Annotated in this window: 14 protein-coding genes; 5 read left to right on the plus strand and 9 right to left on the minus strand. The window is 59.9% G+C overall.

Annotation, left to right across the window (positions count from 1 at the left end; all coding sequences use genetic code 11):
• Positions 1–7 precede the first annotated feature (7 nt).
• The 3 genes from MTX23_RS28350 (at position 8) to MTX23_RS28360 (ending at position 2181) form a co-directional block, all read left to right on the plus strand.
• Complete coding sequence (locus tag MTX23_RS28350; RefSeq protein ID WP_280973426.1) at positions 8–685, plus strand: DUF2478 domain-containing protein; 678 nt, start codon at positions 8–10, stop codon at positions 683–685.
• 341 nt (positions 686–1026) lie between these two features.
• The gene (locus tag MTX23_RS28355; RefSeq protein WP_280973427.1) at positions 1027–1581 is read left to right on the plus strand and encodes a peroxiredoxin; all 555 of its coding nucleotides are present in this window, start codon (positions 1027–1029) and stop codon (positions 1579–1581) included.
• A 6-nt stretch (positions 1582–1587) separates the two neighbouring features.
• Positions 1588–2181, plus strand: a complete 594-nt coding sequence (locus MTX23_RS28360; RefSeq protein WP_280973428.1) for a carboxymuconolactone decarboxylase family protein — start codon at positions 1588–1590, stop codon at positions 2179–2181.
• A gap of 142 nt (positions 2182–2323) precedes the next feature.
• Here MTX23_RS28360 and MTX23_RS28365 read toward each other — a convergent pair whose 3' ends face one another.
• The 8 genes from MTX23_RS28365 to nifH all read right to left on the minus strand — a co-directional run bounded on the left by MTX23_RS28365 (position 2324) and on the right by nifH (position 10120).
• Entirely contained in the window at positions 2324–2620 is a 297-nt protein-coding gene (locus MTX23_RS28365; RefSeq protein ID WP_280973429.1) for a ferredoxin family protein, read from the minus strand.
• A gap of 36 nt (positions 2621–2656) precedes the next feature.
• Positions 2657–3964: an FAD-dependent oxidoreductase gene (locus MTX23_RS28370; RefSeq protein ID WP_280973430.1), complete on the minus strand. Its 1308-nt coding sequence runs from the start codon at positions 3962–3964 to the stop codon at positions 2657–2659.
• Between the two features lie 11 nt (positions 3965–3975).
• Positions 3976–5085: an electron transfer flavoprotein subunit alpha/FixB family protein gene (locus tag MTX23_RS28375; RefSeq protein ID WP_280973431.1), complete on the minus strand. Its 1110-nt coding sequence runs from the start codon at positions 5083–5085 to the stop codon at positions 3976–3978.
• Positions 5086–5620: 535 nt separating this feature from the next.
• The gene (locus MTX23_RS28380; protein WP_280973432.1) at positions 5621–5782 is read right to left on the minus strand and encodes a hypothetical protein; all 162 of its coding nucleotides are present in this window, start codon (positions 5780–5782) and stop codon (positions 5621–5623) included.
• Between the two features lie 297 nt (positions 5783–6079).
• Entirely contained in the window at positions 6080–6421 is a 342-nt protein-coding gene (nifW, locus tag MTX23_RS28385) for a nitrogenase stabilizing/protective protein NifW (protein ID WP_280973433.1), read from the minus strand.
• A 563-nt stretch (positions 6422–6984) separates the two neighbouring features.
• Entirely contained in the window at positions 6985–8118 is a 1134-nt protein-coding gene (gene nifV / locus MTX23_RS28390; RefSeq protein ID WP_280978229.1) for a homocitrate synthase, read from the minus strand.
• Between the two features lie 279 nt (positions 8119–8397).
• Positions 8398–9087, minus strand: coding sequence for a nitrogen fixation protein NifQ (locus MTX23_RS28395; protein WP_280973434.1), 690 nt, complete (start codon positions 9085–9087; stop codon positions 8398–8400).
• Positions 9088–9235: 148 nt separating this feature from the next.
• A complete protein-coding gene (gene nifH / locus MTX23_RS28400; RefSeq protein WP_280978230.1) occupies positions 9236–10120 on the minus strand; it encodes a nitrogenase iron protein in 885 nt (294 codons plus the stop codon).
• 537 nt (positions 10121–10657) lie between these two features.
• On the opposite strand from nifH, the gene MTX23_RS28405 reads away from it, so the two are divergent.
• Together MTX23_RS28405 and MTX23_RS28410 are read left to right on the plus strand one after the other, a co-directional pair.
• Complete coding sequence (locus MTX23_RS28405) at positions 10658–11137, plus strand: ArsC/Spx/MgsR family protein (RefSeq protein ID WP_280973435.1); 480 nt, start codon at positions 10658–10660, stop codon at positions 11135–11137.
• Positions 11138–11457: 320 nt separating this feature from the next.
• Positions 11458–12186, plus strand: a complete 729-nt coding sequence (locus MTX23_RS28410; protein WP_280978231.1) for an OmpW family outer membrane protein — start codon at positions 11458–11460, stop codon at positions 12184–12186.
• Positions 12187–12687: 501 nt separating this feature from the next.
• Here MTX23_RS28410 and MTX23_RS28415 read toward each other — a convergent pair.
• A complete protein-coding gene (locus MTX23_RS28415; protein WP_280973436.1) occupies positions 12688–13032 on the minus strand; it encodes a (2Fe-2S) ferredoxin domain-containing protein in 345 nt (114 codons plus the stop codon).
• Between the last annotated feature and the right edge of the window lie 564 nt (positions 13033–13596).

The raw sequence follows: 13596 nt of genomic DNA on the forward strand, positions 1-13596 counted from the left end.
TCAAACCATGACCACCGCACTTGGCGAGATCGATCCAAATTTCTTGGCCGCCATTCTCTACCGGCCCGAAGACCACGTCGATGCCCTGCTCGCCGACTTTGCTCAGGATCTCGCTCATCAAGGCGCACGAGTCGGCGGGATTGTCCAACGATACGTCGAGAACGCAAACGGCACGACGATCATGCTCGCGGTCGACATTGCGACAGGACGCGAGATTTCGATCTGTCAATCCCTGGGGACAGGAGCGACCTCCTGCAAGCTCGATACGAGTGGACTTGCCGAAGCCGCAAGCGTCGTATCCCGGGCGATCAACGAGAACGCCGATCTTATCGTGATCAACAAATTCTCCAGCCAGGAGGCATTGGGCCAGGGCCTACGCGCCGAATTTTCTGATGCGATCGTGCATGGCTTGCCACTTCTTACGGCCGTCCCCGCAAAATGTCTTGCTGACTGGCGGGCTTTCACCGGGGACGCCTTCACGACGCTTGCGTGCGAGCGCCAATGCATGGCGCGATGGTGGAACCGTGTCGACAAGCACCTGGCGGCCATCCGCGTACACAATTCCAGCCACAGCCATCTGGGAACGATCATACCCGACAGGCTGATCACGGTCCCGACGCGATCGACGACGGCGGATCCCCGACGATCCGGCCGATTCACTCGTCATCTGCGGAAGCAGCCTTAAACTCTTTCATTCATGACGTGACGAGTTGTATTTACGGGCGTGCTGTTCAGCGCGGGGCCCGGCAAACCCGGCTGTGTTGGGTTCCGCCCTGTCAAGCCCTGCGACCGCGTCAGCACTCGACTTAGACGGACGCATCGCTTCGACTCCTGGCTCAAAGGCGTCCGCGACCGCAACTCGTCTTGATCCGGGTGAAGGCAGTTCTAAGCCAAACTGGGGTTCCAGCGCCCATGATGCGCCTTCCTTGCTGCACCGTCGACAATTGCATCTTGCGAACAAATGGCATGTCGCTTGCTTCGCCCATGCTTCAGGATCCCTGCGGAGCAATTTTAGTGAGGACAAGCATGCTCGGAATTGGTTGTAAGTTGCCACCGTTCGAAATCACTGGCGTGAAGCCCGGGTTTCACGCGCACGAAGAAGAAGGACAGAGCGCGTTCGAGACGCTGACTGAAAAGAGCTTCCCGGGGAAATGGAAGATCATCTTCTTCTATCCCAAGGACTTTACCTTCGTCTGCCCGACCGAGATCGCCGAGTTTGCTCGGCTGTCCAAAGACTTTGCCGATCGTGAGGCGGTCGTGCTCGGTGGCTCGACGGACAACGAGTTCTGCAAGCTGGCCTGGCGGCGCGCGCACGAGGACCTGCGCAATTTGCCTATCTGGCAGTTTGCCGACACCAAGGGAGCGCTTGTCGACGGCCTCGGCGTGCGTTCGCCAGACGGTGTCGCCTATCGCTACACCTTTATCGCTGACCCCGACAACACCATCCAGCACCTCTATGCCACGAACCTCAATGTCGGCCGTAGCCCTAAGGACACGTTACGCGTTTTGGACGCGCTGCAAACCGACGAGCTCTGTCCCTGCAACCGCGAGATCGGTGGCGAAACCTTGAAAGTTGCTTGAGGCGGCATGTCATCGATCGAGCAACTGAAAGAGAAAATCCCTGACTTCGCCAAGGATGTCCGGCTCAACCTGGCGTCCTTGGTGGCCGATGAGACGCTGTCACCGCAGCGCCAGTATGGACTGCTGCTGGCGAGCGCGATCGCCACTCGTCATCCGGCCGTGATCGCCGCGATGGAGTCGGCCGCGGCCGCCGTGATGCGGCCAGAGGCGATCACCGCGGCAAAATCCGCAGCCTGCGTGATGGCGATGAACAACGTCTACTACCGCTTCGTGCACCTGGCTTCCAACCCGGAATACAAGACGATGGCGGCGAGGCTGCGTATGAACGTGATCGGCAATCCCGGGGTAGACAAATCCGATTTCGAGCTGTGGTCGCTGGCAGTTTCGGCGATCAACGGCTGCGGCACCTGTCTCGACGCCCACGAGAAGGCGCTGCGGGCAGCAGGCGTCAGTTCCGAAGCAATTCAGACGGCGGTGCGCTTTGCCGCCGTCGTGCAGTCAGTTGCGGTTGCGATCGAAGCGGCCGGGCCCGAGTTGCCTGCCGCGACGGGTGATCGGCCCTCTCCAGCTATTCGCGGCGCCGGAGTGAAAGGCAGATAGCCAAGGCTCGGCTTGCAAGAGCGCTCCACCATTCGAGCCCTGCTCGAACTCTCGCCTTCCGCGCACGAGCCTGGCCAGGCAGAATGGGTGCGTCGGTGACTACCGTTCGAGACGGAGATCACTCCCCCGTTTCGTGCACCTTTCAGCCGAATTTGAATAGCACCCCATATCCGCCGCGCGGATAGTTCCATTCGATGTCGCCAGTCGGTTCGGCGATCACGCGGCAGGTACCGCATTCAATGCAGCCGTCGACCGCGACTTCGACCTGGCCCTTGTCGTTGAGTTCGTAGCAGCGCGCGGGGCAGGCTTTCAAAAGTGCAAGCAGCTGCGGCGACGGCGTCGTATGCCGGCGGACCTTGACGTGCGGGCGACCGACATCGACGAGATAGCGATTGTAGTATAACTTGTCCTCGACGCGTACCGACTGCTCGGCATTCATGTTCCAGTCTCCTTTGTCCAGCTTCGACATTGCTCGTCAGCGCCACGCGCGAGCAAAACGGACGGCATCTCCGAACAGGCCTGTCCAGGACCGCGCCTTGACGAAGGATTTGATTGTCACTTTCTCCTTATCGACCTTCGGCGTACCATCGACGCGCACGAAGTTCTGCATTGCGCGGGAGACGAGCTGCGGATAGGTGAGAAAGAAGCTTTGGCTATTGGTATGCATCAGCCGCGGTAAATCCTTGTACTTCTTGAGATCCTTGATCACGAAGGACTCGTCCAGCATTTTCTTGTAGAGCGACAGATTTTTTGCGGTCATGCCATCGCGGCGCGATTTCACCTGAGAAATCGCTTCGGCCGCGATGCGGCCTGAGGTCATCGCGAGGTTGGAGCCTTCGCGATGAACCGCGTTGTTGAATTGCGCGGCGTCGCCCACCACCACCCAGCCCTCTCCGTAGAGCTGCGGGATTGCCCTATATCCGCCCTCGGGAATGAGATGCGCGGAATATTCCTTGACCTCGGAGCCTGCGATCAACGATGCCACGGACGGATGCTTCTTGAAGTGATCCAACAGCCCGTAGGGTGTCTCGCCGGTCCGCTGGAAGTCGGCGACAAGACAGCCAATGCCGAGCGAAATGGACTCCTTGTTGGCATAGATAAAGCCCATCCCAGTCATGCCGAGGGAAATGGTTCCCGCCGCCTCGATCACGACGCCTTCGTCGTCCTTGAGATTGAAGCGAGCCTCGATCGTCTCGCGTGGCAAAAAGTGCATTTCCTTCACCGCGAGTGCCACTTTGTCGGGTGTCGGCCGCGCGCGCAAGCCCGCGCGCGTCCCGAGCAGGCCATTGACGCCTTCCGCCAGCACAACGACGTCGGCTTGGATTTCACCGTCACGGCGATCCGTCCGAACACCTCTGACTTTCCCGTAATTGTCTCGTACAAGCTCGGTGGCCGTGGTCTCATACAGAACGGTCGCGCCAGCCTCCCGCACTTTCGACGAGAACCATTTGTCGAACTGCGCGCGGATGATGGTGTAGCGGTTTGGCCGCTCCTCGTTGAAGTCTTCGGAGCGGTAATGCATGCCGACGTGGGACCGATCGTCCATCATCCAAAACCGCTGCTCGACCAAATGACGTTCGAGCGGCGCGTCCTCGCGAAAGTCGGGTATCAGCTTTTCCATCATATCGGCATAGAGGATCGCGCCCTGGACGTTCTTCGATCCGGCATATTCGCCGCGCTCGAGCTGCAGGACCTTCATCCCGCGTTCGGCCATGGTCAGCGCCGCAGCGTTTCCAGCCATGCCGGCCCCGACAACGATCGCATCGAATCTCTCCTGGATCATGACAATCTCCTCTAGCTTGCGATCCGGGCGCGCGACTGTGGCAAAAGCCGCGCTCGAAATGCCGCCGTCAACGACGGTAACAACTGCATGGCGTCATTGACGATCGCGATATGGGCAAAATCGAAGATCGGGGCGTTCTTGTCGGTATTGATCGCGACGATCAGATCGGCGCCCTCCACGCCGACCCTGTGCTGGATCGCGCCGGAAATGCCGGCAGCAATATAGAGCTTTGGTCGGATGGTCTTGCCGGTTTGGCCGATCTGGCGCTCAGAGTGAACCCAACCCTTCTGGACCAGAGGGCGCGAGCAACCATATTCGGCGCCAAGCACGCCTGCGAGTTGGCGCACCAGCTCGAAGTTCTCCGACGATCCAAGCCCTAGGCCGCCGGCTACCACGACATCGGCATAAGCGAGCTTGGATGTTTCGGAATCGCGATCTGGGATAAACGACAGCACCTTGGTGACAATACTGTCTTCAATGAGACCGAGCGGATGGATGATGATGCGGGCGGCATCGCGCATCACGCGCTCGGGCATCGGCATGACGCGCGGGCGGACTGTTGCCATCTGCGGCCTGTAATTCAACGTATAGATCGTGCAAAGCAGCGAACCGCCAAAGGTCGGACGCGTGGCCGCAAGCGAACCATCGGCATCGACTTCGAGGGCGGTGCAATCGGCGGTGAGCCCGGTCAATAGCGTGGTCGCGACAGAACCCGCAAGGTCGCGGCCGAGGGTGGTCGCTCCCAACAGCAAGATCTCGGGCTTATAGGTGTTGACGAGATCGGTTAGCGCCTTGGTATAGGATTCGTTGCGATACTCTGCCAGCACACTATCGGAGACGAGATAACTCAGATCGGCGCCGTAGCAGAAGGCTTCAAGGGCGGCGTTACGCGTGGTCTCTCCTTCCGGACCGATGACAACGGCGGCGAGATCGACATTCAGCCTGTCGGCGAGCCGTCGGCCGGCGCCCATGAGCTCCCAGGAGACGGGATGCACTTGACCGCGCTCCTGCTCGACGAAGACCCAGACATGCTTGTAGGCCTTGAAATGCTCCGGCAGTTCTTTTTTGGCTGCTGCGCGACCGCCTGCGGCCGGCATCGCGGCTTGAGTGACTTTGCTCATATCTATGAATTCCCCTCAGACCCTGCGCACCTGCGCCATAAGATTAGTCTTCCTGCCGGGTCGTCCCCGAAGATGGACCTGATCAGCATCTGACAGCTTCTCGGCAGTCTGCACGGGGCCTGTCTTCCCGGTGCAGGCGCGGTGAGTAAGGAGGCGCTTGACGATGGCGGCCGTACCGCGCGGATCGTAGTTCGAGCTTTTCTCGACAGCAGACCCTGCCCACTCCGTTTCACGACGAGCGTCACCGCTGGCACCGCGCCGCCCCTGCAACCGCGTCGAATCTGGCAGATCACGTCCGGCACGATCGGCCAGGCAAGTGCGCCTTGCGCGAGATGCTTGCACCCCAGCCGCGGCACAGCGCGCCGCATACGACGTGGCGAGCCATGTGACGTTGCTGCTGAGCCGCTTGTGACGTTCGTGCGTGGCGCCGGACGAGCAAGCCGTCTGCGGCCGCTTCCCTCGACATTTGATGCTGTTAGTCAAGCGCTGGACGCGGGACTGCGCCGAACCGAGGACCGACTTGATATACACGACGTTATGCATGTTTTCTCCAGCTGTTGCGCGGGTGCAGGAACGACCCATTGGCCACCACCTTCCGGCCAAGCCCGGCCTCGACCGCGTCAAAGGCGATTTCGAACGCAAGCTTTGGTCCGCAAACTGATGCGGCGCGAGCGGCGAGCAGTGAAAGAAACGTCATTGATCTTCCTTAACTCTCTTCGGACCTTGCCAAGTCTGTAGCGTCGGCGTCGATAACAGACTGCCGGACAGCAAGCGCCATACCAGTTGCGAGGCCGCCGAAAATCATGTGTCAAAGCAACCGCTTGAGGCTGATTGGACGGCGTAGTCACGATCGCCGACACGACGACTCCGGACATCGGTCCGGAATGTGACAGCACCGCCTTGTATTTCGCCGCGCAGCCGATCCGGATGAAAGCGAAGACGACGTAACACGCCGAAACAACGCCCATTGAGGGCAGCGACGTGATGCCCAGGACTACTTCAGTGCACTCAGCGGCACGAATGCCGCCGGCTTCTTCGGTTCGACGACTGCATCCTTCAACACCTTGAAGACCCGCTGCTCGATCGGCGATGACGCCACAAAATCGGCGTAGGCCCGCTCCAGCATCGCCTTGCAACGCTCCGTCACCTCCGCCTCCGCGACCCCAGCGAATTGTTCCTTGGCGAGATATTGCCCCATGCGCCTTAAGACATGCAGGCGCGCGACATTGAGGATCTTGGGGTCGTAGGGAACGCCGAGCAGTGCAAAAAAGTCTTCCGCCGAGGAGGCTTCGTCGAGTCGATCCAGGATGCTGCCTGTTCCCTGTGCGCCGTTCATCGAAAAATCTCCGTCGGGTTGGGCCGCCGGTGGCTCGTTGAAATCCGGCAAAGCCTGATGCTCTCGATACAGTCGCTCCTCGCGCAGGCGCTAGATATCGCTCGACCACGCCTGTAAAAGTTCGAATAAATGGACCGGAATGGCGATGACATCGCCGGCAGGAGTCGTGATCAGCTGACAGTAACGCTCGAGGTGAGCAGGCCGGAAATGACCGCCTTGCGGCCGCAGGCATGTCAGAAGATCGCGCACAGTGGCGTAGCGTTGAGCATGCGCGATGGCCGGAGAATTTGCATTGACCCGCGCCTTTGCCGCCCGTCGAGGGAGGGATCCTCTCGACGTCCGGGCCGAGTACGACGCAGCCTTTCGAGGCTCGGCGGCACCTGTCGGTTGCCTTGGCCGGTGGACCGCCACAGGACCAAAAGCTCTGGAGTCCACGGAGCGCGCCGCGCAAGCACGAGCGGACGGCTGCACTATTTTCGCCGATCAACGAGATCGAAGACTGCGCTCGGCGTGCGGCGGCTTTTTCGAAGCGTTCGCAAGCGACAATGCTGGACATCGCCGCCTCAAGAGTGTTCGCAGACGTCGCGCCAGATGGAAATCACCGTCTCGCGCTGAACCGGCAGTTTGTGCGCGATGGCATGCTTTTGCACGCGCGAAAGTATCTGCCTTGCTTGATCGGCGTTGGCTGCAAGCTGCAATTCGTCGAGCAGCAAGGTGATTGCCGAAAGCCCGGAATGCTTTCCGATCGCAAAGCGGTTGGAGCGACCGAACAGGTGGGGATCAAGCGACTGATAGGTGCGTTGATCCTTCAACAGGCCATCGACATGAATACCTGATTCATGAGTGAACACGTGCTCACCCACGATCGCCTTATTCAGCGGAATCGTACGCGCCGCCGCGGCCGCGACCACGGTCGCGACGTTCTCGAGTTCCGACAGAATGATGCCGGTCTCGACTCCGTAGAGCTGTTGAAGTGCCACCGCGACTTCCTCCAGCGGGGCATTTCCGGCCCGCTCGCCCAGTCCGATGACGGTCACCGAGGCATGGCTCGCGCCGCCCTTGATGGCTGCAAGCGTATTTGCGGTCGCAAGCCCGAGATCATCGTGGCCGTGAAATTCGAGCTCAAGATTCGCGGCCGCGCGTAGCTCCCCGACCAGGGCATAGGTGGAATCGGGATCGAGCACACTGAGCGTATCGGCAATACGAAATCGCCGCGCACCCGCGGCTTCTGCGGCTGCGATCAGCCGCTTGAGAAATTCGATATCGGCGCGGGAGGCGTCCTCTCCGCCGACCGCGACCTCAAGCCCCCGCTCACGGGCGTAACCCACCACCTGCTTCACCCGTTCGAGCGCCAGCTGGCGACTGCCGCCGATCTTGGCGGCGATCTGCACATCGGAGGCCGGGATCGACATATTGACCATGGACAGCTTTGCCTCGATCGCCGCGTCGACATCGGCTTCACGCATCCGGCACCAGCCAATCGTGGTCAGCGGAAGAGCCGCCTCGACAATGGTGCGGATGGCAGCAATCTCCTCACCGCCCATGGCGGGCGTTCCTGCCTCGAGCTCCGTGACTCCTGCCCGCGCCAGCGCCTGCGCGATCGCGAGCTTCTCATCCGCGCTGAACGCAACGCCAGGCGCCTGTTCGCCGTCGCGCAGGGTCGTGTCATTGAGCACGATCGGCGTGGCCCGCGTCATCTCGGACCAGGAAGGTTTGGCAGTGGCAGCGATCACGACAACTCCTTACCGTGTTTGATCAAGCAGCGTTTCAGCAACCGCCATGCCACGCCGCCCTCTCCTCAAGTCATTGACAACTCAACCCTTTCCTAGTGAGCCGAGTGTCGCAAACGCGACAGCGTTACAATGTCGACGCCTCAATTCAATTCTTGTCACGCTGAGCTCGAGCTAACCCGGCTTGCGTGGGTGGAGAAATCGCCTGGAACACCAGACTTGTGCGTGCCCTAAGTGGGCTTGAGATCAGGGAGCCGCCCGCAGCAAAACGTCGCGTCGGCGTTCGGCCATCCGGCTCTCGCCGCTTTCATCGCCAAAGCAGACACTGAAGTCGTTGCATTGTGTGCATACCGGCGTCGTGCACATCAGGAGGCCATCATCTTCGCACAGCATGCGATAGAAGAAGCGCTTCCATCGCATATTGTTGATATTGCGCGCGGCGAGCGGCGCGAAATGGCGGTTGAGGAGCCGAGAGAGCTCGCCACGATTGCGCAATCCAAGATCCTCCCACAGGTGGTTTGGCTCTATGGCGCGGCGCGCGATCATTGCAGCCAGCCAGCGGCCGATATCTCCGTTCGTCGATCGTTGCGCGAGCAGAAGGTCACGCACCATTGCGATCTCGTCGGCCCCGTCGCACTCAAAGTTCGAGATCGGCTCCTCGACTTCGATCTGGATTGACGGGAAGTATTGATCGAGCACGGCAGCAAGTTCGTGGCACGATAGGCCAGCCTTCTCGGCAAGTAGACCACCATCCATCGTGGCAACGGACAGAATCGATGCCAGCACATGACGATCGAAATCTCTGTCGCTGGTAATGTCGGCGTCTGCGGGCGCCACTCCAGTGAGCAGGCGGTAGGCGGCCATTCCCGTATGAAGGTCCTCGCTCGCGTCGGTCGTCCCGCCGGCCGAGAACGGAAGCGTTTGCGTTTCGAACATGATGGTTTCTCCACAGCGGCCAAACATGCCACGCCGCGTCCTCATCCCGGAGACGGGTCTTCCGCCAGAATGCCGATCTCCCGGGGATGGGGGTTCGGGAGACCGGCATCCGCTCGCGTGCCCTTACGAGGCCACGAGTCGCAGCCTTTTACGAGGCCGCGAGTTCGGCGGCGGTCTTGCCAATGATGGATTCGTCAACCGGCTTCATAATGCCGTGCTCCATCAGCATATCCTCGAGCTCGTCCATCGAGATTGGAGTCGGGATGATGCCTTTACCGCCATTGTTGTGGACCCTGGTCGCGAGGTTGCGATAATGATCGGCCTGCTTGGAATCGGGCGCATACTCCAGCACCGTCATGCGGCGCAGCTCCGCGTGCTGTACGATGTTGTCGCGCGGTACGAAATAGATCAGCGTGGTTCCCAGCTTCTTGGCCAGCGCCTCTGCCAACTCCAGCTCCTTATCGGTCTGTCGTTCGTTGCAGACCAGGCCCCCGAGCCGCACACCGCCGGAATTGGCATATTTGAGGATGCCTTTGGAGATGTTGTTGGCGGCGTACATCGCCATCATCTCACCGGACATCACGATATAGATTTCTTGTGCCTTGTTTTCGCGGATCGGCATCGCAAAGCCGCCACAGACGACGTCGCCGAGCACATCGTAGGACACGTAGTCGATGCCCTCATAGGCACCGTTCTCCTCCAGGAAGTTGATCGAGGTAATGACGCCGCGCCCCGCGCAGCCCACACCTGGCTCGGGCCCGCCTGACTCGACGCAGCGAATGTCCTTGTAGCCAATCTTCATGACGTCCTCGAGTTCGAGGTCCTCCACACTTCCGGCGCTGGCTGCGAGGCTCAAGATGGTGTCCTGAGCCTTGGCGTGAAGGATCAAGCGGGTCGAGTCCGCTTTAGGGTCACAGCCCACAATCAGGATCTTGTGACCCATCTCAGCCAGCGCTGCCAGCGTATTCTGCGAAGTCGTCGACTTGCCGATGCCGCCCTTGCCGTAGAATGCGATTTGTCTCAGTGAAGACATGTTGCTCTCCATCAACCGATTTGCCGAACGTTGCGCGCTGTTTTGCGCGCGAGCTTGTTTCTCTCTCAGAAACGGGGCACACGGGTCCAAGGGAAGGAGAGCATCGCTCGTCTTGCGCGTCGGCGTGCACTCAGCCCTCACTCAGTGGTGCTGCATCGCAGTAGCAACCGTCGTGCCAGCGCCTACCGACGTTTGTAAGCTACTGATTTGGTTCGACAATCGTCACAAGAGCGCAGCAGAGCTCGGGTGTTTTGGACATGACAGGATTCGGTGGCCTGTCAGAAATCGAACAGAACATCCGAGTACCAAGCTGCAACACGCGCCTGCCTTCAGCAGTTCGATGTCCCCATCTGTGGAACGAAACTTGCTGATCGCCCTGCAAACCACCTCGGCAGGTCCGAGGAGCGCGATCATGCAAGTCTGGCCGGACACGCTGATCGAGCCGCTAACCATGCAAGCCGCCCGTAGACCAGGACGAGCGTTCTCAAACCCGCCAGCGTCCCTTTGATCGTTCCCAACGTGCACGAACAGGCCACCATGGCGACAATCATTTTCTATGAAAAGCCCGGCTGCTCCACCAATGCGCGCCAGATGCAGGCGTTGAGGGCGGCAGGACACGACGTGATCGCCAAGGATATTTTGAATGAGCCGTGGTGCACGCAGACACTGCGTCGCTTCTTCGGGGATATGCCGGTCGCTTCCTGGTTCAACCGTGCCGCCCCGCGGATCAAGTCGGGAGAAATCGATCCGGGCACCTGCGACGCGGCGAGCGCACTCGCGCTGATGCTGGACGATCCATTGCTGATCCGGCGCCCGCTGATTGAGGCCGGCAGCGCCAGATGTGCAGGATTCAACCAGGCGCTCGCGCGAGCGCTCCTGGGGCAGGCTGTCCCAGACGAACTCGATCGATGCTCGCGCAAAGAAGCCGACCCGTCCTGTCCGCGGATGCCAATCGATCACAGCAATCGACCGACCGCGGCGCGAGGTCAAGACGATAGCCCCTCTGATGCTTCATGAAGCTACAAGGAGAGAGGCTCGCGCTGGGACGGTCGCGGGGTGAGAGACACTATCCAGAATGCAGGAGACGACGGTCTTCCCGCTCCCGGATTTTCGTACCGCGCATATCGGATCTCGCGCAAGCACTCGACACAACAGGCGCTGTGCAAGATCGATTTGGTGCGTACATGACCATGGGCTCGACGACGCAATTGCGACGTGACTAGTTCGATTTGATCCGCATCAAATCCTTCGCCACCTCGTTCATGTGAGAGAGCATCGTGCGATTCCTCGCGCTGAGTTCGAGAACGGAGAGTCTGATGAGAACGACAACAATCTTGATGATTACCGCATCACCGCTCGTGCTTGCGGCATGGCTTGGTGGAATGACCACGCCACTACGCGCAGCGGATCTGGCGCCAGCGCCAGCGCCGGTTTATTTCAAAGCGCCCCCACAAGCTGAGCCGTTCAATCCGTGGATGCTCCGCTTGCGCCTACTCGGCGTGTTGCCGGACACCCGGGGCAGCTCGGTCAATGTTATCGGCGTTTCGCCCCTGTCCTCGCCGAGTTCCGGGCTCTCGATCAGCGATCAAGCCATCCCTGAGCTCGACATCACCTACTTCTTCACTCCGAACGTCGCCGCCGAACTGATTCTCGGTGTAAGCCGGCATCACATCAGTGGCGACGGTGCGCTCAATGGGCTCAACATCGGCAAGGCCTCGCTGCTGCCGCCGACGCTGACCCTGCAGTATCACTTCACGGACTTCGGCGCCTTCAAGCCGTATATCGGCGCTGGCATCAATTACACCCTATTTTTCAACCAAACGGCAGCTAATACGCCGTTCGCCGGCCTGACCGTGACGGATTTGCACATCAACAACCAGGTCGGCCCAGCAGTCCAGTTCGGCTTCGATTACATGTTGGACCGTCATTGGGGCATCAACGTTGACGCGAAGAAACTATGGCTACGGCCGGAATATTCGGCGACCGTCAACGGCGTAATTCCCGTCACCGGGCGCGTCAACATCGACCCGTGGTTCGTCAGCGGCGGCATCACATACAAGTTCTGAGGCGCGGCACGATCCGAGAAGAAGCAAACCGATTCACTTAACAGCGGGATCGAGCGCGATGACGATCAAAGCATCATCCCGCTCGGTGCCCGAAGTCGAGCACAGCGCAGCATCCGCTCTAGCCGCGAGCGATCGGCGGCTCCGAAATGAAGTGCGCGGAGGCTATCAGTCAGGCTTGGGAGTGATCAGGTCACTTTCTGATTCCGGCGCGTGCAGAACATCTGCCCGACATCAGATCAGTGCGGCGGCAACATGGCTGACTTCATCCACAGATCAAGCGCGGCAAGTAGGGGAACATCCATCTCATCTCATCGAAGATTGCGATGAAATCGACAGTCACGCCTGCAAAGTCGAGAGCACGGCCCGTCCGCGCGGCGATCTTAAATGGGATGTGAGGCTCCCCTCGCCGTCCAACCAGGAGGGGAGTCCAATGATCCGGAGTTGCCTGACCTTCGATGGATAAACCGGGCCGACAGTCCGCGCTGCCGAGCGAGCCTCCAGCTACCGTTTCAACGCCATCACGAGACGATCGACACGATGGCCTCGCTTGAGATGGGACTCTACGATTTCGTCAATGTCTTCAGGCGTGGTCGCACGATACCAGATGCCGTCGGGATAGACCACCATCAAGGGACCGGCGCTGCAAAAGCCGAGGCAGCTCGTTGCCGTGAAACCGATATCGGTGAGACCTTGGGTTTCGATCGACTTGACCATCCTATCCCACAGGGCTTGCCCACCTGAGGTGACGCAGCTGCCGTGCGGATGAGTGGGCGGACGCTCGGTGTGGCAGGCAAAGACATGATGCCTATAGAGCTGAGGAAGTTCGAACTTGGTTTCTGCGTTCATACGCCTGCCCGTGATCAATTCGCTTGATCTGACGAAATTGTGGGTCGAAGCCCATGCCGCTCGACGCAATTTCGTATTGATCGTCGCATAGACGAACCGATGCGGCAGGCGGTCTTTTCAGCCCGCGAAGAAACGCGGAGGGTCCGGATGCCATAACAATTGCCGACGGGCGAACGATCAGTCACGGACGCCTCCACCGTCTGGAACGGCATTCCTGATCAAGGTTACAACGTCTCGTCCTATCATTACTTGCTTCCGCTTCGTCTGTTTCATCGCCCCGCCTTCTCTATGCAAGCTCCGCACCAAGACACCCGAGGTGTACTTCCGCGGCGATCGCCCTCGGTTTGCCGGATTGCAACGATCGACCATTGTCATATTTGCGACAGCAACGTTGTCTTTCGCTGGACATGACGCACATCGAGCGCCGATGTCGCACTCACGTTTCAGGCATCAACGCCTGATCCAGGTCAGCCAAAACGCTCGCTCCTTCTCTATGAGCCGGCCCTTGCAACACATCTAACGGGATCGGAAAAAGATCCTCGTGATTGTCGTCCTCTCGATAAG

The organism is Bradyrhizobium sp. ISRA436 (assembly GCF_029910015.1).
Classification (GTDB): domain Bacteria; phylum Pseudomonadota; class Alphaproteobacteria; order Rhizobiales; family Xanthobacteraceae; genus Bradyrhizobium.